24 protein-coding genes are annotated in these 22,912 nt (G+C 66.9%); 8 read left to right on the top strand and 16 right to left on the bottom strand.

The window, feature by feature from the left end; all coding sequences use genetic code 11:
• Positions 1-15 precede the first annotated feature (15 nt).
• Complete coding sequence (locus FJU31_RS08205) at positions 16-327, bottom strand: hypothetical protein (RefSeq protein ID WP_150454306.1); 312 nt, start codon at positions 325-327, stop codon at positions 16-18.
• A gap of 158 nt (positions 328-485) precedes the next feature.
• Here FJU31_RS08205 and FJU31_RS08200 point away from each other — a divergent pair, with 158 nt between their 5' ends.
• Entirely contained in the window at positions 486-1,433 is a 948-nt protein-coding gene (locus FJU31_RS08200; RefSeq protein WP_150454305.1) for a nucleoside hydrolase, read from the top strand.
• Positions 1,434-1,437: 4 nt separating this feature from the next.
• On the opposite strand, the gene FJU31_RS08195 is transcribed toward FJU31_RS08200, so the two are convergent.
• The 8 genes from FJU31_RS08195 to FJU31_RS08160 form a co-directional block, all read right to left on the bottom strand.
• Positions 1,438-2,697: an MFS transporter gene (locus FJU31_RS08195; RefSeq protein ID WP_150454317.1), complete on the bottom strand. Its 1,260-nt coding sequence runs from the start codon at positions 2,695-2,697 to the stop codon at positions 1,438-1,440.
• Positions 2,698-2,810: 113 nt separating this feature from the next.
• Positions 2,811-3,968, bottom strand: a complete 1,158-nt coding sequence (locus FJU31_RS08190; RefSeq protein ID WP_150454304.1) for a metallophosphoesterase — start codon at positions 3,966-3,968, stop codon at positions 2,811-2,813.
• A gap of 222 nt (positions 3,969-4,190) precedes the next feature.
• Positions 4,191-5,729 carry a TerC family protein gene (locus FJU31_RS08185; protein ID WP_150454303.1) on the bottom strand — a complete coding sequence of 513 codons (1,539 nt, stop codon included), beginning with the start codon at positions 5,727-5,729 and terminating at the stop codon, positions 4,191-4,193.
• Between the two features lie 42 nt (positions 5,730-5,771).
• The gene (locus FJU31_RS08180) at positions 5,772-5,996 is read right to left on the bottom strand and encodes a helix-turn-helix domain-containing protein (protein WP_150454302.1); all 225 of its coding nucleotides are present in this window, start codon (positions 5,994-5,996) and stop codon (positions 5,772-5,774) included.
• Positions 5,996-6,463 (bottom strand): DUF2975 domain-containing protein, encoded by a 468-nt coding sequence (locus tag FJU31_RS08175; protein WP_150454316.1) that lies wholly within the window; start codon positions 6,461-6,463, stop codon positions 5,996-5,998. The genes FJU31_RS08180 and FJU31_RS08175 overlap by 1 nt, the downstream gene beginning before the upstream one ends.
• Before the next feature lie 185 nt (positions 6,464-6,648).
• Complete coding sequence (locus FJU31_RS08170; protein WP_150454301.1) at positions 6,649-7,251, bottom strand: NMCC_0638 family (lipo)protein; 603 nt, start codon at positions 7,249-7,251, stop codon at positions 6,649-6,651.
• A gap of 203 nt (positions 7,252-7,454) precedes the next feature.
• Positions 7,455-7,886, bottom strand: coding sequence for a pyridoxamine 5'-phosphate oxidase family protein (locus tag FJU31_RS08165; protein ID WP_150454300.1), 432 nt, complete (start codon positions 7,884-7,886; stop codon positions 7,455-7,457).
• A gap of 169 nt (positions 7,887-8,055) precedes the next feature.
• A complete protein-coding gene (locus FJU31_RS08160; RefSeq protein WP_150454299.1) occupies positions 8,056-9,081 on the bottom strand; it encodes an AI-2E family transporter in 1,026 nt (341 codons plus the stop codon).
• Positions 9,082-9,222: 141 nt separating this feature from the next.
• Here FJU31_RS08160 and FJU31_RS08155 point away from each other — a divergent pair, with 141 nt between their 5' ends.
• Positions 9,223-9,639, top strand: a complete 417-nt coding sequence (locus FJU31_RS08155) for a hypothetical protein (protein ID WP_150454298.1) — start codon at positions 9,223-9,225, stop codon at positions 9,637-9,639.
• A gap of 25 nt (positions 9,640-9,664) precedes the next feature.
• On the opposite strand, the gene FJU31_RS08150 is transcribed toward FJU31_RS08155, so the two are convergent.
• A complete protein-coding gene (locus tag FJU31_RS08150; RefSeq protein WP_150454297.1) occupies positions 9,665-10,672 on the bottom strand; it encodes a LacI family DNA-binding transcriptional regulator in 1,008 nt (335 codons plus the stop codon).
• Between the two features lie 95 nt (positions 10,673-10,767).
• On the opposite strand from FJU31_RS08150, the gene FJU31_RS08145 reads away from it, so the two are divergent.
• Genes FJU31_RS08145 through FJU31_RS08125 form a run of 5 tightly spaced genes read left to right on the top strand, consistent with a single transcriptional unit; the run spans position 10,768 to position 15,402 of the window.
• The gene (locus FJU31_RS08145) at positions 10,768-11,820 is read left to right on the top strand and encodes a sugar phosphate isomerase/epimerase family protein (protein WP_150454296.1); all 1,053 of its coding nucleotides are present in this window, start codon (positions 10,768-10,770) and stop codon (positions 11,818-11,820) included.
• Positions 11,821-11,847: 27 nt separating this feature from the next.
• Positions 11,848-13,065 carry a nucleoside permease gene (locus FJU31_RS08140; protein WP_150454295.1) on the top strand — a complete coding sequence of 406 codons (1,218 nt, stop codon included), beginning with the start codon at positions 11,848-11,850 and terminating at the stop codon, positions 13,063-13,065.
• 11 nt (positions 13,066-13,076) lie between these two features.
• Positions 13,077-14,201 (top strand): Gfo/Idh/MocA family protein, encoded by a 1,125-nt coding sequence (locus tag FJU31_RS08135; protein ID WP_150454294.1) that lies wholly within the window; start codon positions 13,077-13,079, stop codon positions 14,199-14,201.
• A gap of 19 nt (positions 14,202-14,220) precedes the next feature.
• Positions 14,221-15,087 carry a sugar phosphate isomerase/epimerase family protein gene (locus FJU31_RS08130; RefSeq protein ID WP_150454293.1) on the top strand — a complete coding sequence of 289 codons (867 nt, stop codon included), beginning with the start codon at positions 14,221-14,223 and terminating at the stop codon, positions 15,085-15,087.
• 18 nt (positions 15,088-15,105) lie between these two features.
• Positions 15,106-15,402 carry a c-type cytochrome gene (locus tag FJU31_RS08125; RefSeq protein WP_188115468.1) on the top strand — a complete coding sequence of 99 codons (297 nt, stop codon included), beginning with the start codon at positions 15,106-15,108 and terminating at the stop codon, positions 15,400-15,402.
• A 9-nt stretch (positions 15,403-15,411) separates the two neighbouring features.
• Here FJU31_RS08125 and FJU31_RS08120 read toward each other — a convergent pair whose 3' ends face one another.
• From FJU31_RS08120 to FJU31_RS08100, 5 genes are all read right to left on the bottom strand, one after another.
• Entirely contained in the window at positions 15,412-16,146 is a 735-nt protein-coding gene (locus tag FJU31_RS08120; protein ID WP_425473658.1) for a 3-keto-disaccharide hydrolase, read from the bottom strand.
• A 14-nt stretch (positions 16,147-16,160) separates the two neighbouring features.
• Positions 16,161-16,742, bottom strand: a complete 582-nt coding sequence (locus tag FJU31_RS08115; protein WP_150454291.1) for a gluconate 2-dehydrogenase subunit 3 family protein — start codon at positions 16,740-16,742, stop codon at positions 16,161-16,163.
• Complete coding sequence (locus FJU31_RS08110) at positions 16,742-18,427, bottom strand: GMC oxidoreductase (RefSeq protein ID WP_150454290.1); 1,686 nt, start codon at positions 18,425-18,427, stop codon at positions 16,742-16,744. The genes FJU31_RS08115 and FJU31_RS08110 overlap by 1 nt, the downstream gene beginning before the upstream one ends.
• Positions 18,428-18,454: 27 nt before the next feature.
• Complete coding sequence (locus tag FJU31_RS08105) at positions 18,455-19,357, bottom strand: hydroxypyruvate isomerase family protein (RefSeq protein WP_188115467.1); 903 nt, start codon at positions 19,355-19,357, stop codon at positions 18,455-18,457.
• Positions 19,358-19,504: 147 nt separating this feature from the next.
• Complete coding sequence (locus FJU31_RS08100) at positions 19,505-20,437, bottom strand: AraC family transcriptional regulator (RefSeq protein ID WP_223176405.1); 933 nt, start codon at positions 20,435-20,437, stop codon at positions 19,505-19,507.
• 61 nt (positions 20,438-20,498) lie between these two features.
• On the opposite strand from FJU31_RS08100, the gene FJU31_RS08095 reads away from it, so the two are divergent.
• The gene (locus FJU31_RS08095) at positions 20,499-21,248 is read left to right on the top strand and encodes an SDR family oxidoreductase (protein WP_150454289.1); all 750 of its coding nucleotides are present in this window, start codon (positions 20,499-20,501) and stop codon (positions 21,246-21,248) included.
• 302 nt (positions 21,249-21,550) lie between these two features.
• On the opposite strand, the gene FJU31_RS08090 is transcribed toward FJU31_RS08095, so the two are convergent.
• A complete protein-coding gene (locus tag FJU31_RS08090) occupies positions 21,551-22,906 on the bottom strand; it encodes a hypothetical protein (protein ID WP_150454288.1) in 1,356 nt (451 codons plus the stop codon).
• Positions 22,907-22,912: the final 6 nt, after the last annotated feature.

Below are 22,912 nucleotides of genomic sequence, written 5' to 3'. Positions count from 1 at the left end.
CGACTCTACATCGCCTCAATCGTCGCCGCCGCCGCTGTCGCTGCTGCAGTCCGATCCGCCATGGCTGTGGCTGCCGTGGCTGTCACCGGCATACCCGCCCGAGGAATCGGGACTGCCCGCGAAGCTGCCATCACCGCGGCTGACCGGGCCATCGGCGGTGGCGATCGCCATGCACAGGATCGCCCCAACCAGCGGCAGCAGCCAGACAAGCAGCAGCTGCACCATCCGCCCTCCCACCGACACGTCGTCGCGCCGGACCACCACATAAGTGGCGACAAGGTTCAGACCCAGCACCAGGGCGATCAGGACCAGGGTGACAACCAGCATGGCGCAGCTCCTTGCGCAGGGGGTGGCGGCATTATGCCCCCGCCGTGCCCCCGGTTCGCCCTGCCTGTCATGAAGATGGGACAATGCAGGGCGCGCCGGCCCGGCCCCCAGGGTCCCGCCGGCCCCCCTGCACCACACGGAAGAAGAAGAACAACAACATGCTGAAAGTCATTTTCGATACGGATCCGGGCGTCGACGACGCGCTGGCCCTGCTGTACCTGCACAAGCACGCCCAGATCGACCTGGTCGGCGTCACCACCACCTTCGGCAACGCCTCGGTGGAATCGACCACCCACAACGCGCTGTACCTGAAGCAGGCCTGGGGCTTTGCCGCCCCGGTCGCGCGCGGCGCCGCCGGCCCGCTGCAGCCCGAAGCCACCCCGGAAGCCTGGCCGGTGCACATCCATGGCCACAACGGCCTGGGCAACCACCCGGTGCCGGCCGCGCTGGACGTGGCCGCCGATGCGCGCCCGGCCCACCAGCTGATCATCGACCTGGTCCGCGCCCACCCGGGCGAAGTGACCCTGGTCGCGGTCGGCCGCATGACCAACCTGGCCCTGGCCCTGCAGCAGGCCCCGGACATCGCCGGTCTGGTGCGCGGCGTGGTCCTGATGGGCGGCGCCTTCCACGTCAACGGCAACATCACCCCGGCCGCCGAGGCCAACATCTGGGGCGACGCCGAAGCGGCCGACATCGTGTTCACCGCGCAGTGGCCGGTCACCGCCATCGGCCTGGACGTCACCACCCGCGTGGAAATGGACCGTGACGGCCTGGACAAGCTGGCCGCCATCGGCGGTGCCGATGCCGGGCTGGTGCGTGCGCTGTCGCAGGACTACGTGGACTTCTACCTGCAGGCCGGCCACAAGGGCATGGTCGTGCATGACTGCTGCGCCTGCATCGCCCTGACCCGCCCGGAGCTGTTCCAGTTCGAGCGCGCCAGCGTGCGCGTGGCCACCGACGGCGTTGCCCGCGGCATGACCATCCCCAAGCCGGAAGGCCTCGCCTTCGGCCCCAGCGTGTGGGATGGCCACGTGCTGCAGTCGATCGCCATCGGCGTGGATGCACCGGCCGTGCTGGCCGACATCGTGCAGACCCTGGCGGTCTGATCGCCTAGCGCTTGCCCCTGCCCGGGGTCGTCTCGGGCAGGGTCCACAGCACCGGCAGCACCAGCACCGCCACCAGCGCGATCATCGCGCCCGGCGCCGCCGCCCAGCCGCTGCGTTCCACCCACCACTGCGCCAGCCACGGTGTCGCACCGCCGAACACCGCCGTGGCCATGGTCACCCCCAGTGCCAGCCCGCTCACCCGGCCCTCACCCGGGAACTGCTCGGCCGTGGCCGGTGCCGCCACCGCGCTGATGCCACCGGCCACGCAGGCCAGCACCACCGCCGCCAGCGCGATGCCCAGCGGCGCGGCTTCGGCCATCCAGCCGAACATCGACAACGGCAGCAACGCCGCCAGCACCGTCAGCCCCAGCAGCAGCGGTCGCCGCCCGAAGCGATCGGACAGCAGTCCGCACAGCGGCGTGATGGCGATGACCGCCACCGCCGCGACTGTCGACAGCCACAGCGCATCGCCTTCATCGTGCCCCTGCGCATGCAGGAACGCCGGCACGTAGGTGATGCCGACGTAGTAAGTGATCGAACCGAGTGCGGAAATCGCGAAAGTGCGCGCCACCGCGCCGGGATGGTTGCGCAGCACGTGGCGCAGCGGCGTCGCCGGAATGCTGCCCTCGCGCCGCTGGCGCTCGAACTCGGGCGATTCATGCATGCCCGAACGCGCAATGAGGATCACCAGTGCCAGCGCGGCACCGACGAAAAACGGAATGCGCCAGCCCCAGCCATCCAGCTGCGCGGGCGTGAGCGTTGCCACCGTCACCGCGGAAATCGCCACCGCCAGCAGCGCGCCCACTTCACTGGCCGCCGAGGCCAGCGAGGTGACCAGGCCGCGACGGCGGGCCGGTGCGCTTTCCAGCAGGTAGGCAACCACGCCGGTGTATTCGCCGCCCACCGAAAAGGCCATCACGCAGCGCAGCACCAGCAGCAGCACGCCGGCCGTGGTGCCCGCGGTCGCTGCGGTCGGCAGCAGGGCGGTGGCCAGCATCGCCGCTGCCATCAGCGCCATCGAGGCCAGCAGCATCCAGCGCCGGCCGAGGCGATCACCGAGGTGGCCGAAGCACAGCGCGCCGAGCGGGCGCATCAGGTAGGAGACGGCGAAGCCCGCCAGCGTGACGAGCATCGCCTGCTCGCCGCCACCGAAGAACACCCGCGACAGCACGGTGGCGAAATACAGGTACAGGGTGAAGTCGTACCACTCCACCACGGTGGACAGGCCCGCGACCCACATCGAGCGCTGCCGCGCCGCCGTCATTTCGTTCATGGGCGGAGGGTGTCACGCGCCGGGTGACGGCGCGGTGCATCTGCAGGCGGAGCGCGGGGCCAGAGCCCTTTGCCGGTGGCAAAGGGATCCGACCCCGTCAGAGTTCAGGGTGCGCGACGCAGGGTGAACAGGGTGATTTCCGAGGGCACGCCGATGCGCGCCGGGAAGCCGGCCCACAGGCCAGCGCCGTTGCTGACGTACAGGATCATCCCATCCACCTCGTAGCGGCCGGAGACAAAACCACCGTTGGCACGCTTCACCAGCTGGTCCATGCCGATGATCTGCCCGCCGTGGGTATGGCCGGACAGCTGCAGCTTCACCCCGCGCGCGGCCGCATCGGCAGCATTGCGCGGGCGATGGTCGAGCAGAATCACCGGTGCGGCCGGATCGGCACCGGCCAGCGCCGCCTGCAGGTCGGGCAGCGGCAGGCCGTAGCGCGCCGCCACCGGGTCAGTGACGCCGGCAATGGTCAGCGCCGCATCGCCCCGCCGCACCTGGGTGTGGCTGTTTTCCAGCACCTGCATGCGCAGCGCGCGGAAGGCCCGCATCCAGTCGCTGTACTGTGCGTAGTATTCGTGGTTGCCGGTGATGGCGATCACCCCGTCCGGCGCCTGGAGGTCACCCAGCGGGCGGAAGTCATCGCGGCGTGCATCCACCGTGCCATCGATCAGGTCACCGGTGATCACGATCAGGTCCGGCTTCAACGCATTGCTTTCGGCCACCACCTGGCGCACCCAGTCGCCGGTCAGCAGGCGGCTGGCGTGGATGTCGGTGAGCTGCAGCATGCGATAGCCGTCGAAGGCGGCTGGCAGGTCCTTGATGGACACCTCGACCTGACGCGGCTTCGGCACTGCCATGCCCTGGCTGACGCCGTACGCACTGAGCAGGAATGCGGCACCTGCGGCCAGCGGACGCAGCAACGGCGTACGCAGGGCCGAGACTGCACGCGGCAGGCGCAGCACGCGCGCCGCCAGCAGGCCGGCATCGAACAACAGCATCGCCAGCGCCAGCAGCAGCACAGCGGTGGAGCCGGTGGCCAGCACGGCGATGGCCATCTTCGGGATTTCCGGCGAGGCCATCGTGCCCCAGAAAGTGGCGACGATGCGCAGCTGCACGGCCAGGCCCACCAGCAGCAGCGACAACAGGGCCTTGGCCCAGACCGGCAGGCGCAGCGGCCAGAACAGGCGCCACGCCACGTACAGGCCCATCAACAAACCAATCGTACTCAGCACTGCGGCATTCCAGAACGTGGGGCCCGCCATGGTGACGGGCGCAGGTTGCAATGGGTAGAGCCGAGCCCATGCTCGGCTACACCAACTGTAGAGCCGAGCCTATGCTCGGCTACACCAACTGTAGAGCCGAGCCTATGCTCGGCTGCGGGAAAAACAGCCGAGCATGGGCTCGGCTCTACAGAAGGCAAAAGCAGCCGAGCGTGGGCTCGGCTCTACAAAAAGTAAAGGCAGCCGAGCAAGCTCGACTCTACGTCAGGTGCCGCGCAGCCGCTGCAGCCGCAGGCGGGCGATGCGGCGCTTCTCCATCGCCAGCACGGTGATGCGCACGTCGGCCACGTCCACTTCATCGCCTTCATCCGGCAGGCGCCCCAGCTGCTCCAGCACCAGGCCGGAAATGGTCATGTAATCGCTGCTGCGCGGCAGCGACACACCCGCCAAGCGCTGCAGATCGTCCAGGGTCAGCGCGCCGTCGGCTTCCCACTGGCCCTCGCCCTGCGCCACCACGCCGTAGCGCTCGTCCTGGGTATCGGCCAGGTCACCGGCGATCGCCGCCAGCAGGTCGTTGGCGGTCACCAGGCCTTCCACGCTGCCGTACTCGTCCACGGCCACCGCCAGCGGCACCGGGTGCTGGCGGATCAGTTCCAGCGCCTGCAGCGCACTGGCGCTGGACAGCACGTACTGCGGCGCGCGCAGGTTGCCCTCCAGCTGCAGCGGCCGGCCCTGCAGCAGGTCGGCCAGCAGGTCGCGGCTCTGCACCACGCCGCGCAGCCTGTCCAGGTCGCCCTCGCCCACCAGCAGCCGCGTATGCGGCGAGGCCACCAGGCGCGCCACCACATCGTCCTGGCCACGCGCCAGATCGATCCACTGCACGTCGGCGCGCACCGTCATCACGCTCGACACCGGCCGGTCGGCCAGGCCCAGCACGCTGCGGATCATCTCGTGCTCGGCCGGCTGCAGGCGCTCCTCCGCGTCACCATGCTCCAATTCGCCGTCGTCATCGTGGCCATTGGCCGGACGTGCACCCAGCATGCGCAGCACTGCATCGGCGGTGCGCTGGCGGAACGGCTGGCGGCGCTCGTTGCGCTCACGGTTGAAGCGCACCCACTGGTTGAAGGCTTCCACCAGGATCGAGAACGCGATGGCCGCGTACAGATAACCCTTCGGAATCTTGTAGCCCAGGCCTTCGGCCACCAGACTGAAGCCGATCATCAGCAGGAAGCCCAGGCAAAGCACGACCACGGTCGGATGCTTGTTGACGAAGCGGGTCAGCGGCTTGCTGGCCAGCAGCATCAGCACCATGGCGATGGTCACCGCGGCGTACATCACGCCCAGATTGTCGACCATGCCGACAGCGGTGATCACCGAATCCAGCGAGAACACCGCGTCGAGCACCACGATCTGCGCCACCACCATCGCGAAGCTGGCATAGACCTTCTTGCCGTTGTCCTCGGGCTGGCGGCCTTCCAGCCGCTCGTGCAGTTCCATGGTGCCCTTGAACAGCAGGAACAGGCCGCCGCCGAGCAGGATCAGGTCGCGGCCGGAAAAGCTGTGATCAAACAGCGTCAGCAGCGGCTCGGTCAGTTTCATGATCCACGCCAGCGCGGCCAGCAGCACCAGGCGCATCAGCAGGGCCAGGCTCAGGCCGATCACCCGCGCGCGGTCACGCTGGTGCGGCGGCAGCTTGTCGGCCAGGATCGCGATGAACACCAGGTTGTCGATGCCGAGCACGATCTCAAGCACGATCAGGGTCGCAAGGCCCATCCAGATCGAGGGGTCAGCCAACCATTCCATTTCGGTTCCGTGTCTTCATGAGGTAAGGGAGAGAGGGGTGTTTCAGTCGTCGTCCTGCGTCTGCAGCGGGTCGTGCCCGAGCAGGTCGCCCGGCGTGCACTGCAGCTCGCGGCAGATCGCATCCAGCGTCGAGAAGCGGATGGCGCGTGCCTTGCCGGTCTTGAGGATGGACAGGTTGGCCAGGGTGATGTCGATGCGCCCGGCCAGCTCGGACAGGGTCATGCCCCGTTCCTGCAGCATGCGGTCGAGCGTGATGACGATCGCCATCAGATGACACCATCGAGGTCATCACGCATGGCTGCACCGGCGGCGAACACGCGCGCAAGCACGAACAGCATCAACACCGCGATCAGGCCGGTGATGGACATGCCGCCGCCGACTTCCATCCAGGCGAAGTCCGGGCCCATCCAGGACGCGTATACGCCGATGATGATCGACAGCACTTCCATCGCCAGCATCAGCCAGGCCATGCGCCGCAGGCGCTGCGCGTTGGCATGGGTGAACGGGCGCGCGCCGGCGGCCGAGCGCAGCAGGCGCGCCAGGTGCCGCAGGAACACCAGGCACAGCGCCAGCAGGGCGACGATGCTACCCAGGCCGATGCAGAAATGCAGGAACAGATCGCTGCCGTGGACGGCCGCGGCGTGCGCGTCGTGCACCCTGTCCAGCAGCCAGCGCCGGTCGCAGGCCACCAGGGGAACGGCCAGCAGCGCGGCCAGGATTCCCAGCCAGCACATCGCCCGCACGGCCTGCACGGCGGTCTGGGCCAGGGTGAACAAGCCTCGCGCGGGTTCGGCGCGGGCGGGACGAGCGGTCAAGCAGCCTCCGACGTGGGGCAGCCTCGCCGCCCGGGATGGATTTATCGATAAACGATATACCACATCCGGATGCGTTGGACGAATCGTAGGCCCAAGGCCTTGCGCTAGCGCGGAGGCGCCGTGTCGCCCGGCGGCGTGGAGGCCTGTTCGAGCATGGCTTCACCCGGGCTGGCCGACGCCATCGCCTGCACGCCAGCTTCGGCGGCCTGCCGGGTGACCAGGCGGAAACGGACGCGCAGCTTCGTTTCGCCCGGCGTGGCCCAGCCGTACTGGATGGCCACCTGGTCGGCCGGCAGCGGCCCGCGGCCGGGCAGCGAACGCACCTGCAGCGGTTTCGGCGCCGGCTGCATCAACCGCGCGAAGCCCTTCTGCACTACCGCAGGTTCGGCCTTCTCCGCATACACGCTGCAGGTGCCGTCGTCGGCCCAGCTCACCGCATAACGGCCACTGGCCAAGGGCACCAGCCACGCCACGCCCGGCTGTCCCTGCAGCAGGGTGGCCGCCTCGGCTGGTTGCAGCGGGGTCAGGCCATTGGCCTCCATCAGGGCCTGCAGCCGTGCCGGAGCGCCGATGTGCTGCATGCACGCGGTGTCGAACAGTTCGCTGAAGGAATCCTGCGCGACGGCCGGCTTCGGCGCGCGCGACGGCTGCGCCACCGCCAGCACGGGCAGCAGCAGTCCAGCCATCAACCAGGGCGCAGCACGCATCACAGCTCCAACGGATCGAAATCAGCGGGGAGGATGGCAAAGGCAGGGGCTGCTGCGCAACAGCCCCGCCATTACGTTTTGCTCAGCATTGCTGCGGCTTGCAGTGGAACGTGCACTGGCGCCGGAGCTTGCCGGCTGGGTGGATGAGGGTGTGTTCGAAGTGGACTGAACCACCGGGCATGGCCCGGCGCTACCGCAGGCATTCAGACGTTCAATTCACCGTGGTCCTCGCCATCCCAGTACTGGATGCGCTGTGCGTGCACGTGGATCAGCACCAGTCCCGGCGTATCCACGCCCTGCTCGAACCAGCGTTCCAGCTCGTCGACCCAATGCTCAGCCAGCACCGCGCGTTCGCGGATGATCTCGGCCCGGCCCCGGACGTGGACGAACAGCGGCGGCTTGCCCAGCAGCGACTTGCTGCCGGTGAAGCCCAGCGCAACCTTCGGATCGGCCTCGATCTGCTTCACCATGTCGGCGCTTTCCAGCGCGAAGAACCAGCTGTCGCCGTCGTAGTCCACGTCGCCGTTGTTGCTCATCGGCCGGCCTTCGATCTCGCCGGCCGCGTGGGTCTGCAGCATCGCAAAATCGATGCCGGCCATCTTCTTCGCCAGTTCGGGGAGGGTCAGTGTGGTCATGCGCGTAGTCCGGATGGGAGGGGGAGCCCAGCGTCCCCCGCGTGCGGTGACTGGCGCGTGCAGTGGTGGTGGCGCCGCCTTCACGTCCTTCCGCCGGGCATGGCCCGGCGCTACCGGCTCTTGGACACCAGGTATGGCCCGGCGCCAATGCAGGGCGACCGGGCCGGGCTCAGATCCAGCCCTGGTCGACCAGTTCGCGCTTCAGGTAGGCGTAGAAGACCGGCGCGGCCACCAGCCCGGCCAGGCCGAAGGCCGCTTCCATCACCAGCATGGCCAGCAGCAGTTCCCAGGCCCGCGCCTGGATCTCGCCGCCGACGATGCGTGCGTTGAGGAAGTACTCCAGCTTGTGGATGACGACCAGATACAGCAGGGCCGCCACCGCCACGTAGAACGACACCGACAGCGCCACGATGGTGATGATGGTGTTGGAGATGATGTTGCCCACCACCGGCAGCAGGCCGGCGAGGAAGGTGATCAGCACCAGCGTCTTCGACAGCGGCAGGTGCACGCCGAACAGCGGCAGCACGCCCAGCAGGAACACCGCGGTGAACACCGTATTGAGCAGCGAGATCTTCACCTGGGCGAACACCACCTGGCGGAAGGCCACGGCCAGGCGCGTGGTGCGCCCGATCAGCTCCTGCGCCAGCGGGCCCATCTTCGGCAGCGGCAACTCGTCGTACAGGGCGATCATCGCGCCCAGCACCATGCCGATCAGCACGCGCACGCCCACCTGCACCACCGACGTGCCGGCCACACCCAGCTGCCGCTGGTGCTCGGCGGCCCATTCGTTCACCGCCTCGCGCAGCCGCGTCAGGTCTTCGGGAATGTACGGCTGCAGCAGTGCGGGTACCTGGTGCCGCGAGGTATTGAGGATGTCCATCAGCCGCGCCAGCAGCACGTCGGGGCCACCGGTCTCGTTGCGGAAGAACGAGGCCACGCCGATACCGGCCAGCACCAGCACGCCGATGATCACCGCCGACAGCAGAATGACCGCGAAGGCACGCGCCCGTCCCGGCGGCAGCTTGCCTTCCACGGTGTTGGCCAGCACGTGGGTCAGCTGGAACACCAGCAGGCCCGACAGCAGGGTGACCACCAGGCCCAGCTTCAGGGCCAGCCACATGCCCAGCAGCATCAACAGCCAGGCGGCGATACGCGCGGCAGGTGGCCTGGGCGGGGCAAGGATCACGTCGGTCATGGCAGGACATCCACTGGGGTGGCCCATGGTAGTGGATTGCCATGGCGGTTCCGGGGCAGTGCGCGGCGTTCCGTTCAGCCCTCTGGCGGCCGCGCCCACGCCAGCGCACACTGGCGCCCCGCCTGCCCGCATGGATGCCCGATGCCCCGCCTGCTGCCCGCCGCCCTGCTGTTGATGCTGTGCCCGCTGCCGACGCTGGCCGCGGGCGGCGCTGCCGACACGACGCCGCTGCCACCGCAGGTCAAGGCCGATGCCGAGGCCATCGCCGCCTCGCTGCTGGAAGTGCAGCGCACCGATGTCGAGCTGTCGTGCCCCAAGGCCGTCGAAAACGCGCGCTACGGGCTGGAAACCATGCTGGAAGTCGGCGCGAAGAACGTGGCCGGCGGCTACATGGATGCCGCGAAGTTCGAGGCCATGGCCACGCCGATGCGCGGCCTGCTGCCGCAGATCACCGATGCAAACTGCGAAGGCGCGACGGACGCCAAGCGCGATTTCTACCAGTGCATGTCCAGCGACTACAACCACGTGCTGGCCTGCGCCAAGGCCCACCTGAAGTAACCGCGCCCTGCCCGGCGCCTGCTGCTCAGCCGGCGGCAGGCGCGGCCGTCGAGCCCCGAACCATCAGACTGAACTCCAGCGTCTGCTGCAGCGGTACATCGACACGTTCGATGATGGCCAGCAGCAGATTGACCGCCCGCGCACCGATTTCCCGCATCGGCTGGCGGATGGTGGTCAGCGGCGGCGTCAGGAAGCTGGACGAGGCCAGATCATCGAAGCCGACGATGGACAGCTGGTCCGGCACGCGGATGCCGAGGTCGCGGCAGGCGGCCAGCGCACCCAGCGCCATCTGGTCGCTGAAGCAGAACACCGCGGTCGGCGCGAGCGGAAGCGCGAGCAGCGCCTTCGCCGCCGCATGGCCAGATTCCAGCGAGAAATCACCGGGTACGACGCTCAGGCTGCGCAGCCGGCCACGCGCCTTGCCGGCACTGCGCACGCCTTCCAGGCGCTGCTGGTGCAGCGGGTTGTCGGGCGGCCCGCCGACCACGGCGATGCGTTCATGGCCGAGTGCATACAGATGCTCCATCACCGCACGCGCGGCGGCGGCGTTGTCGATGTGCACGCTGGGAATGCCCAGCGCGGGATCGAACTCGCAGCCGTTGACCACCGGCGCGGTGGCGCCCAGCGCCTGCACGATCTCGCGCGCGGTCGGCGGCAGCCGGTGCCCCAGTACGATCAGGCCGTCGGCCTCGTTGCGCCTGAGCATCTGCGCGTAGCGTTCCTCGCGGTCGGGCTGGTGCTGGGTATCGCCCAGCAGCACGGCGTAGCCGACCGCCTGCGCCGCCTCTTCAGCGCCCTGCAGGATCTGCGCGAAGAACGGGTTGGCGATGTCCGGCACGGTCACCAGGATCTTGCCGCTGCGCTGGGTCTTCAGCGTACGGGCCACCGTATTGGGCACATAGCCCAGCGTGGCGGCCGCCTGTTCGATGCGCGCGCGGGTGGCCGGCAGCACTTTTTCCGGCCGCGACAACGCCCGCGACACCGTCCCTGCGGAGACGCCTACGTGCTTTGCGATGTCGTAGATGGTTGCCATGGTCCTAGCTCCTGTTGCCGCTGTGCACTGCACAACGGACCTGCGGAAAGCCCATGCTAGGGTAATGCAATCGATTGCATCGAGGGCGAATCAACGTGAGGACGCTTAAGGGTCCGGCGCTTTTCCTGGCGCAGTTCATCGGCGACAAGGCTCCTTTTGATCGGCTGGACACGCTGGCCGTATGGGCCGCGGGGCTGGGCTATTCTGGCGTACAAGTGCCCGCCACTGCGCCTCACCTGTTCGACCTGGCCGAGGCGGCGCGCAGCCAGACCTACTGCGACGACGTGGCCGGGATGCTGGCCGGGCACGGCGTGCAGATCACCGAACTGTCGACCCACCTGCAGGGACAACTGGTCGCGGTGCACCCGGCCTATGACAGCCTGTTTGACGGTTTCGCCCCGGCAGACAAGCGCGGCGATCCTGCCGCCCGCCAAGCCTGGGCCGTGGATCAGCTGAAGCTGGCCGCCAAGGCCAGCCAGCGCCTGGGGCTGGCTGCACACGCCACCTTCTCCGGCGCACTGGCCTGGCCCTACATGTACCCCTGGCCGCAGCGCCCGCCAGGCCTGGTCGAAGAAGCCTTCGCCGAACTGGGCCGCCGCTGGCGCCCGATCCTCGATGCGTTCGACGACTGCGGCGTCGACCTGTGCTTCGAGATCCACCCGGGCGAAGACCTGCACGACGGCGCGACCTTCGAGCGCTTCCTCGAGGTGGTCGGCCATCATCCGCGCGCGAAGATCCTCTACGACCCCAGCCACCTGCTGCTGCAGCAGATGGACTACCTCGGATTCATCGACCGCTACCACGCGCGCATCGGCATCTTCCACGTCAAGGACGCGGAGTACCACGCCAGTGCCCGCAGCGGTGTCTATGGCGGCTACCAGGACTGGATCGATCGGCCGGGCCGGTTCCGTTCGCTCGGCGATGGACAGGTCGACTTCAAGGGCATCTTCTCGAAGTTCGCGCAGTACGACTTTCCCGGCTGGGCGGTCCTGGAATGGGAGTGCTGCCTGAAGCACCCCGAAGACGGCGCACGGGAGGGCGCCGCCTTCATCCGCGACCACATCATCCGGGTGACCGAGCGCGCCTTCGACGATTTCGCTGACAGTGGCACCGACGCCACATCACTGCACCGCATGCTGGGACTCTGAGCTGACACCGCCCCGGGAGGGCAAGCCATGACGCACGCCATGTCGCGCTTGGGCGCGATGATGTTTCTGCAGTTCTTCATCTGGGGGGCGTGGTTCGTCACCCTCGGCACCTACCTGGTGCAGGGCCCGCTGCAGGCCAGCGCCAGCCAGGTGGCCACGGCCTTCCTCAGCCAGTCCATCGGCGCGATCGTCGCCCCCTTCCTGGTCGGCCTGATCGCGGACCGCTACTTCGCCGCGCAGCGCATCCTGGCGGTGCTGCACCTGGCCGGCGCGGTGCTGATGTGGCTGGCCTCCACCGCGACCAGCTTCAGCATGTTCTCGGCCTGCGTGATGGGCTACATGCTGCTGTTCATGCCGACACTGGCGCTGGCCAACAGCGTGGCGATGCGGCACATGCAGTCGCCTGAAAAACAGTTCCCGCTGGTGCGGGTGGCCGGCAGCATCGGCTGGATCATCGCCGGCGTGCTGATCGGCTGGCTGGGCTGGGAACAGGCACACCGGCTTGAACTCACCTTCCGGATGGCGGCGGCGGCCTCGCTGCTGCTGGGCCTGTATGCCTTCACCCTGCCGCACACGCCGCCATTGGCGAAGCAGCGCGACGCCGGGCTCGGGCAGATCCTCGGCCTGGATTCGCTGCGCCTGCTGAAGTCGCGCGCCTACCTGGTGTTCTTCCTGGCCTCCATCGCCATCTGCATCCCGCTGTCCTTCTACTACAACTTCACCAACCCCTACCTCAACGACCTGGGCGTGCGCGGCGCGGCCGGGCTGCAGTCGCTGGGCCAGGTGTCCGAAGTGCTGCTGATGCTGGCGATGCCGTTCCTGTTCGTGCGGCTGGGGGTGAAGACCATGCTGGCGGTCGGCATGGCCGCGTGGGTGGTGCGCTATGCGCTGTTCGCCTTCGGTGATGCCGGCGGCGGCTTCTCGCTGCTGGTGATCGGCATCGTGCTGCATGGCATCTGCTACGACTTCTTCTTCGTCACCGGGCAGATCTACACCGATGCACATGCGGGACCTGATGCACGCAGCAGCGCGCAGGGCTTCATCACCCTGGCCACCTACGGCGTGGGCATGCTGATCGGCACCTTCCTGTCCGGCGCAGTGGTGGAGCACTACACCACGGCCGCAGGGCCGGACTGGCAGCAGATCTGGCTGTTCCCGGCCGGCGTTGCGCTGGTCGTGCTGATCGCCTTCCTGCTGCTGTTCCGCGACCGCCCCGCCGCCGCCACCGCAGCCACGACCCGCTGAGACCAACGCCGATGCGAAAGCTGGAAATTGCCATTGTCGGTACCGGGATGATCGCCGCGGTGCACCGCCGCGCCGCCCTGCTCGCCGGGGCCGAGGTGCGCGGCGTGGCCGCGTCTTCTCCGCAGCGCGCGCAGGCGGTGGCGCAGGCGTGGAATGTGCCGCGCGCTTACCGCGATATCGACGAGGTCGTGGCCGATCCGCAGGTCCAGGTGGTCCATGTGTGCACGCCCAACCACCTGCACCGGCCGATGGCGCAGGCCGCGCTGGAAGCGGGCAAGCACGTGATCTGCGAGAAGCCGCTGGCCACGACCCTCGACGATGCTCAGGCGCTGGCATCGCTGGCCGCATCCAGCGGTCTGGTCGCCACGGTGCCCTTCGTCTACCGCTACCACCCGGTGGTCCGCGAGGCCCGCGCACGCATCGCGGCCGGAGACCTCGGGCCCCTGCATCTCATCCACGGCAGCTACCTGCAGGATTGGCTGCTCGACCCGGCCAGCAACAACTGGCGCGTCGACCCGGTACTGGGCGGCACCTCGCGCGTGTTCGCGGACATCGGCTCGCACTGGTGCGACCTGGTGGAATGGGTCAGCGGCGAGCGCTTCACCGAGGTCAGCGCGGCCTTCGCCACGGTGATCGCCGAGCGCAGCGCCGAGGGCGCGCAGAGTTTCAGCACACCCGCCGCGGGCGGTGCCACGCAGGCGGTGTCCAGCGAAGACGTGGCCATGGCGATGTTCCGCACCAGTGCCGGCACATTGGCGTCACTGACCGTCAGCCAGGTCTCGGCGGGGCGGCACAACCGGCTCTGGTTCGAGATCGATGGCGCCAAGGCCAGCGTAGCGTTCAACCAGGAAGACCCCGAGCGGCTGTGGATCGGCCGACCCGACCAGCGCGAAGAAACCTTCGTGCGCGGACCCGGCGCCGGCAGTGCCGAACAGCGTCGTCTGTCGACATTGCCGCCAGGCCATGCGCAGGGCTACGCGCAGTGCTTCGAGGCCTTCGTCGCCGACACCTATCGCGCCATCGACGGTGAGACGCCGCAGGGCCTGCCCACCTTCGAAGACGGCCTGCGCTCGGCGCGGATCGTCGACCGCGTCATCGCATCAGCCAGGTCGCGCGCCTGGACCACCCTCGAATGAATCCTTGGAGGATGTACGGATGAAGGCTCCAACACGCAGGATCGCCACCGCCGCACTGCTGCTGTTCGCCGCTCTGCCCGCCTTCGCTGCGGAAACCGACGGCGCACAGAAGCCCATCGCGGTGCAGATGTACACGCTGCGCAACGCCGGCACGCTCGACCAGCAGCTGAAGATCGTCCACGACGCAGGCGTGCACGCGGTGGAAACCGTCGGCACGCAGGACGTCAGCGCGGCCGAACTCAAGCAGCTGCTCGACAAGTACGGCATCAAGGCGATTTCCTCGCACACGGCACTGGCCGACCTGCGCAACGATCTCGACAAGGTCGTGGCCTTCAACCGTGCCATCGGCAACACCACGCTGGTGGTGCCCTACCTGGACAGCAAGGATCGGCCGAAAGATGCCGCCGGCTGGGCCGCGCTGGGCAAGGAACTGGGCGGCATCTCCGAACGAGTGCGTGCCAAGGGCATGCGCCTGGCCTACCACAACCATGACTTCGAGCTGGTCGACGTCGATGGGCGCACCGGCTTGGAGCTGCTGTTCGAAGCCGCCGGCCCGAACCTGCAGACCGAGCTGGACCTGGCCTGGGTGGCCCGCTCCGGCCACGACCCCGTGGTGATGCTGGGCAAGTTCCGCGGCCGCCTGTTCGCGGTGCATGCCAAGGACAACGCGCCCAAGGGCCAGGCCGAAGACGAAGGCGGATTCGCCGCCGTCGGCCAGGGCGTGCTCGACTGGAACGCGATCCTGCCGGCTGCCGCCCGTGCGGGCGTGACGTGGTACATCGTCGAGCACGACCAGCCGCGTGACCCGGCCAAGGTGATCCAGACCGGCGCCGACTACCTGCGTGAACACCTGACCGTCAGCCTGCCCGCCCGCGCTTCGCGCTAGCCCGCCAAGGAGCTTCGTTTGAAAACTGTCCTGACCCTGGCCCTGACCCTGTGCGCGGCGACCCATGCGCTGCCGGCGTGGTCCAAGGAAGATCCTGCTGCCGGGGCCAAGCTGTACGCGACGAACTGCGTGGCCTGCCACGGCGCCGATCGTGCCGGCGTGCCCGGCGCATTCCCCGCGCTCACCGACATCGGCAAGCGCCTGCCGCCGGCACAGATCAAGGAAAAGATCAGCAAGGGCGGCGGGCTGATGCCGCCCTTCTCCCAGCTGTCGGCGCAGGAGATCGATGACCTCGCCAGCTACCTGGCGAAGTAGGCGCGAGCGTTACAGCTCGCGCACCCAGATGTTGCGGTAGCTGACCTTGGAGGCATGCTCCTGCAGGTACAGCGGCGCGCAGCCATGCGGTGAGTACGACGGCGCGCCGATGTACTCGGTCCGGCCCGCCAGCACGGTGTCGTCCTGCACCAGCACGCCGTTGTGCAGCACGGTGATGCGCGCCGGCGAGGTCAGCCCGCCACCGGCGGAGAACCGCGGCGCCTTCCAGATGATGTCGTAGGCCTGCCACTGGCCGGGCGCACGCGAGGCATTCACCAGCGGCATGGCCTGCTTGTAGATCGAGCCGGCCTGGCCGTTGGCGTAGGTCGGGTTGCCGTGGCTGTCGAGCACCTGCAGCTCATACAGCTCCTGCAGGAAGATGCCGCTGTTGCCGCGGTTCTGGCCGTCGAAGCCCTTGGTATCGGTCGGCGTGCGCCACTCCACGTGCAGCTGCATGTCGCAGAAACGCTGCCGGGTGCGGATGCCCTTGCTGCCCGGCACCACGGTCATCGCGCCGTCGGCCACCGTCCACGGCACGCGCCCGCCCTGCTCCGCCTCCCAGGCGGACGCGTCCTTGCCATCGAACAGCACGATGGCGTCCGACGGCGCAGTGCCGGCCGGCGTGGCGACGTCCGCCACCGGCGCCCATACCTCGGTCTTTGCCGGATCACGCTCGGGACCGGCCTGCGCAAACACCGGCCCCGCCGCCAGCACGCCCGCGGCCACCAAGAAAGGTCTGATCATCCTGTCGCACTCCATCAGCTGGTGGCCCAGGCCGGCGTGCCAGGCACATAGGCCATGTCGCCATCGTAGCGTCCGGGCACGGCGACGTACTTCAGCACTTCGGTCGCGCCCTGTTTCGAGGTGAAGAAGCCGAAGATGGCCAACTGCTTGATCATGGTGAACGGATGCGGCATCGCCTTTGCCGCTTCCACGGTCCCAGTGCCGGTCTCGCTCACCTCGACCGCGCGCTTGCGGGCCTCGGCATCCAGCCTGCGCAGCAGTTCGCTGCGCGCATCGGGCGCAAGGGCCACGAAGCTTCCGCCGGCGCGTTTGTCGATGTCGGCCAGGCCGGCACGGAACGTCGCCTGCTGCCGGGCGGTGTAGCAGTCGGTCACGAACCGCGCCATGAAGGCGCCCGTGGCCGCGTCCTTCGCGCCGGGGGTGCGGGTGCGCGGCAGGATGGTCTCGGCGATTTCATCAAGCGTGGCGATCTCGGCCTCGGAGAAGCCAGCGCCTGGCGGCGCAGCCGGCGGCTTGGCACTGGCCAGCGCCGGCAGGCCGATCATCGCCGCGCCGGTGGCGGCGAAGATCATCTTCAGCAGTTCACGACGATCCATCACAGGTTCCCCGCTTTCAGTTCGCGCACGGCATGGTCGGCGGCGCGTGCGGTCAGCGCCATGTAGGTCAGCGACGGATTCACGCAGGCACTGGAGGTCATGCACGCACCGTCGGTGACATAGACGTTGGGCGCGTCCCAGACCTGGTTGTTGGCATTGAGGATCGAGCTCTTCCGATCACGTCCCATCCGCGCGGTGCCCATTTCGTGGATGCCCTTGCCCGGCGCATAGTCGTTGTCGTGCATCTCCACGTCCTTGACGCCGGCGGCTTCCAGCATCTCCGCCGCATCGGCCGCCATGTCCTTGCGCATCGCCTTCTCGTTCTCGCGCATGGCGACGTCCATGGCCAGCACCGGCAGCCCCCACTTGTCCTTGCGCTCGTGGTCCAGGCGGATGGTGTTGTCGTGGTGGGGCAGCATTTCGCCGAAACCGGTCATGCCGATGCGCCAGTCACCGGGCAGGCTCAGCGCCTCCTTCAGGTCGGCACCGATGTTCAGCTCGGCAATCTCGCGTGACCAGCCGTTGCGGCTGGCACCGCCCTGGTAGCCGAACCCGCGCAGATAGCCGCGCTTGTCCGCCGCCACGTTGCGGAAGCGCGGGATATAGAAACCGCAGGGACGACGGCCGAAGTAGTACTTGTCGTCGTAGCCTTCCACCCGGCCGGACGCGCCTGCGCCGAAGTGATGGTCCATCACGTTGTGCCCGAGCTCGCCGGACGACGAGCCCAGCCCGCCTTCCCAGACATCGGTGGCCGAGTTCATCAGCAGCCAGGTCGAATTGAACGACGACGCATTGAGGAAGATGACCTTGGCCGTGTACTCGTAGGTCTGGCCGGTCTCGGCGTCGATGACCTCCACGCCGCGCGCACGCTTGCGGTCCTTGTCGTAGAGCACTTCCTTGACGATCGAGAACGGCCGCAGCGTCAGGTTGCCAGTCTTCATCGCCGCCGGCAGGGTTGCCGCCTGGGTCGAGAAGTAGGCGCCGAAGGGGCAGCCGAGGATGCACTTGTTGCGGTACTGGCAGTTGACCCGGCCCTGCTCCGGCATCGGCTTGGTGATGTTGGCGGTGCGCGAGTGGATCATGTGGCGCGTGCCACCAAAGGCTTTCTGGATCCGCGCGGCGACGTCCTTCTCGACGATGTTCAGCGGGATCGGCGGCAGGAACTCGCCATCAGGCAGCACGTCCAGCCCTTCGCGCGTGCCGGCGATGCCGGCGAATTTCTCCACGTGGTCGTACCACGGCGCGATGTCGGCATAGCGGATCGGCCAGTCGGTGGCGATGCCGTCCTTGAGGTTGGCTTCGAAATCCAGATCGGAGAAGCGGTAGCTCTGCCGGCCCCACATCAGCGAACGCCCACCGACGTGGTAGCCGCGGAACCAGTCGAAGCGTTTGGTCTCGATATAGGGCGAGTCCTGTTCGTCGGCCCACATGCCCTCGAGATTCTCGGCCAGCGCGTAGTCGCGCATCAGCACCGGGAACGCCGCCTTCATCGCCTGGGTCGGCCGGTTGCGATGGGGGAAATCCCACGGTTCCTTCATCGCATTGACGTAGTCCTTCACGTGTTCGATGTTGCGCCCGCGTTCCAGCATCAGGACCTTGAGACCTTTTTCGGTCAGTTCCTTCGCCGCCCAACCGCCACTGATTCCCGAGCCAACAACGATGGCGTCGTAATGATTATCTGCCATGGGTCTATCACCTGGGTGGATATCGTTTCAGACGTCGCAGAGACGGATCGCCTCGCGCAATGAGCCAACGGGATCGGGCGCTGCAGGCATGAATTCCTGCGCCAGATACCCATCAAAACCGGTGTCGCGGATCGCGCGACAGATGGCCGGATAGTTCAGTTCCTGCTGGTCCCCGATCTCGTGCCGGCCAGGCACGCCTGCGGTGTGGTAATGCTTGAAGTACGCATGGTGCCGACCGATGGTGGCGATGATGTCGCCCTCCATGATCTGCATGTGGTAGATGTCGTAGAGCAGGCCGAAGTTGTCCGAGCCGAGCCGCTTGCACAGTTCCACGCCCCAGGCCGAGTGGTCGCACAGATAGTCGGCGTGATCGACGCGGGAGTTCAGCAGCTCCATCACCAGCACCACGCCGCGCTTCTCGGCATGGCCGAGGATGCGCTTGAGCCCGGCTTCGGCATTGGCCATGCCCTGCTGCGGGTCCATGCCGTTGCGGTTGCCGGAGAAGCAGATGAGATTGCGATAGCCGGCGTCGGCCACCAGGTCGATGTGCCGCGTGTAACGCGCCACCAGTTCATCGTGGAACTCGCTGCCGGCGAAGCCCTTGGTCAGGCTCAGTTCCGCGCCGTTGCACATCGAGCTGTCTACGCCATGGGCCTTCAGCGTCGGCCAGTCCTCCGGGCCGACCAGGTCGATGGCGGCAAAGCCGAGGCCCTTCACGGTCTGGCAGAGCTGGGCCACCGACAACTGCGGGAAGGTCCAGCGGGCGACGGAATGCTTCAGCCGGCCCTTCAGGGGCGCGGCAGCGGCAAAGGCGGGCAGGATGCCTGCGGCCGCCAGGCCCAGGCTGCCGGTGAGCGCCATGCGCAGCGCCTCGCGCCGCGTGAGCCCCGGCACCGGTGCCGGTGCCGGTTCGATGGAATGGATCGACATCCACTTCCCGGCCTCCCAACCGGTGCAAACATTGATGATTCACCGCGATGCAATCGATTGCACCATAAGGGAGGAATTATTTTTTTTGCAAGACGCGGTGCACGAAAATTGATGCTGCGGGGCACAACGGCAATGAGGCGCAGGTGATCAACCACGCATGCGCGCGAAACGCGCCGGTGGCATGCCCACCAACCGCGCGAACGCCGCACCGAAGGTGACCGCGCTGGCATAGCCGACCCGCTCGGCGACCTGTTCCAGGCTCAGCGAGCGATCGTTGAGCAGGCGCTTGGCCAGTGCCATGCGCCAGTGCAGCAGGTATTCCATGGGAGCCACACCCACCACCTGCATGAAACGCGCGGCGAAACCCGAGCGCGACATCGTCGCCTGCCCTGCCAGCGCCTCCACCGTCCACGCGTGCTGTGGGCGCGCATGCAGGGCACGCAATGCGCCAGCGAGCCGCTCATCGCCCAGCCCGCGGACCAGCCCACTGCCCCCCACGCTGTCCATGCCGCTGCGCAGCGCCTCGATCAGCAGCACTTCCAGCAGGCGTTCCAACACGACATCACGCGCCGGTCGCTGCGCACGCGCTTCCTCACCCACCATCTGCACCAACGTGGCCAGGCGCGGCTCACCGCGTACATGCAGCAGCCGCGGCAGCAACGACACCAGCAGGGCCGCATCGGGCGAAGCGAATCCGCAGTGTCCGATCTGCGCGCACAGCGCCACGGGTCCATCGAGGCTGCCTACCCGGAAGTGGCCTTCGGCGATACGCACCGGCAGGCTCGGCGTGATGTCCGCCGGCGCCTGCATGCTGGTATTGACCAGCTCGTGCAGGGCTGGCACCAGCACGAAATCGCCGGCCTGCAGGGTGATCGGCGCGCCCCCCTCCACCGACAGCCGGCATTGCCCGTGCAGCACCGCCATGTAGAACGGCTCGCCTTCGCCTTCGCGCCGCACACACCACTCGCCAGCGGCCTCGACGCGCTTGGAGAAGCGTGCCGTGGGCTGCAGCAGGGCCACGACGTCGGACAGCGGATCGGATGACACTGGACGCTCGACGAGGAAATATGGACGTTTCATTGTAGCGCGTCCATCCAGCGGGGCCGACCATGGTCACTCGTTCCTGCTGAAGGCGTACACGATGCAAACCGTACTGATCACTGGCTGTTCCTCCGGCTTCGGGCTGGAAACCGCCCGCCTGTTCCTCGACCGTGGCTGGAAGGTCATCGCCACCATGCGCACACCGCGCGCCGATCTGCTGCCCGTGTCCGCGCACCTGCGCGTGCTCGCCCTGGACATCACCGACCCGGCCAGCATCGCGCGGGCCATCGCCGAGGCCGGCCCGATCGACGTGCTGGTCAACAATGCGGGGTTCGGCGCACCGGTGCCGGTGGAACTGACCCCGATGGAAACCGCCCGCGCCCTGTTCGACACCAACACGCTGGGCACGCTGGCGATGACCCAGGCCGTGCTGCCGCAGATGCGCGAGCGCGGCGACGGCGTGATCGTCAACGTGACCTCCACGGTGACAGTGAAGGCGCTGCCGCTGGTGGGCGTCTACAGCGCCAGCAAGGCGGCGGTGAATGCTTTCACCGAATCATTGGCCATCGAAGTCGCACCGCTGGGCGTGCGCGTGCGCCTGGTACTGCCCGGGCGCTCGCCGACCACGCGGTTCGGCGAGAACGCGTTCCCGCATCTGGGCGGCATGGAGCACCCGGCCTATGGGCCGCTGCTGCAGGGCGTGCTGGCCGGCTTCCGCGACAGCAGCGGCCCGGTGACCACGCCGGAGGCCGTGGCAGAAGCAGTGTGGCGCGCGGCGACCGACGAGAACGCGCCGATGCGTAGTCCCGGGGGCGATGACGCGGTGGAGTGGATGAGCGCGGCTGGGTGATCCCAGCACAATGCTCATAAAAAACCCCGGCAGGCGCAGGGCCTTGCCGGGGTTTTCTGCTGGCTGATGCCAGGCGCGCGTCAGAACGGTTGTGTACACCTGAGGTACTTAAATCAAAATTGCATTTGGCCGCAAACCCAATTAAATCAATGACCTGAAGGAACAGTCAACTGATCTTTTTCAACCAATTGGACCAAATCAGTGGATCACCCCAGTGACACGTCCGCTGTCTATAGCTGCCACTCACCAGATCGCTAACCAGTCACAACCCGTGGTGCACGGCGCACATTGCACAGGGGGGGCTAATCCATAGGCATGAAGAACGGCGCGATGGCCGGATCAATCTCGCCAAATTCGAAGGTCACCAGATCGTCATCGCCATCCAACCTGCTCAATGAGGCACCTTGGATCAAGCGACCCTGAGAGAGGGCCAGCGCAAAGGGATTGACCTGTTGGGCATCGAACCGATACGCCTTGCAGAAGTCCTCCTGTGACAAGTTTCCAGATAGCAGCTGCATCAGGTCCCGAGAAGAAATGCTAACGCTCATACCACCTACTCCTCCGGTTGTAAATCGATATCGGACTTGGGGTCTTTCACTGGTCTCTTGATCTAGGCAGCGACGAGACGCGTTGTAAGGTGCCAGCTGCGGCTTGGGAAAATGAATCAAGGCACGCTTAATCAGTTCATCGAGCTCCGCGTGGGGAGATGTGAGGTGTGCGGGATCGATAGAGCCACGTACCCTGAGGTCAAAGCGTAGCTTTCTATCCGTCTGGGCGGAGACGAAGTCGCGCTTTTCCTCAACGCCAATGAGAAGCACGCCGTCAATGCTTGAATGCTTGGTCAAGAAATGGTCGACGACCTGTCGGTCGGTAAAGGTACCGCCGATCGATGTCATCGAAACATTACTGCGAAACAGACCGCAATCACCATCGCATGCCACCAAGAGTTTGAATGCTCCCTCTTGAACGCCTTCTAGCTGGCCAGTCTTCGCTTTGAGCGCTTTGTAGAGCGGATTGACCTCCTTTGAAGGCGCCACATCGTAACTGGTGTAGCTTCCCATGGTGGTCGTTTGAGCGGGATCGTAAGTGATTGAAAAATCGAAATTCTTGTCGGATGGCTTGAATACGTCGTGCTCGTGCGGCTTCAAGTTGATCGCTTTGAGCCAAGGGACGACCTCACGATGCAACAGCGAAATCATTTGGCCTCTGATCGGAAGGGCCAGCTGGACTTTGACCTGGCCTCGCTTACCCGTTCGCCCGCCATTGATCCTGTAAGCGAGCTTCACAGGATCAACACCATGCTTTCTCGCCAAGACGGGAGTTTGCTCAAAAAGCACGTCGACCGGGTTCCTTTCGTCCAAGCCCCTGTCCGAAACGGCAAGGATGTCGCCGACTACCACAAGCCCTTCTCCCGCCGCCGATTGGTAATTAACGAGAAGATCAGGGCACTTCCCCGAGGGAAGAGGAGCCTCATGACGAACCGAGGCTACCTGCGCAAACGCATCCAGGACAACAAGCTCCCACATCGTGGGGAAGCGCTGCTCGTTGGGTGTATTGAGCTTCTTGACTATTCCGCAAAGCTGTTCGTTAGAAAGAACGCCCTGCAGGCGTTTGATTCTTATCTGCAAATCACGACGTGAGAAGACGAATTGAGTCATTACGGT

Origin of the sequence: Stenotrophomonas cyclobalanopsidis, from assembly GCF_008710035.1 — a bacterium.
Classification (GTDB): domain Bacteria; phylum Pseudomonadota; class Gammaproteobacteria; order Xanthomonadales; family Xanthomonadaceae; genus Stenotrophomonas; species Stenotrophomonas cyclobalanopsidis.
The sequence above is the reverse complement of the archived record's forward strand: the minus strand, read 5'-3'. Positions and strand labels throughout refer to the sequence as shown.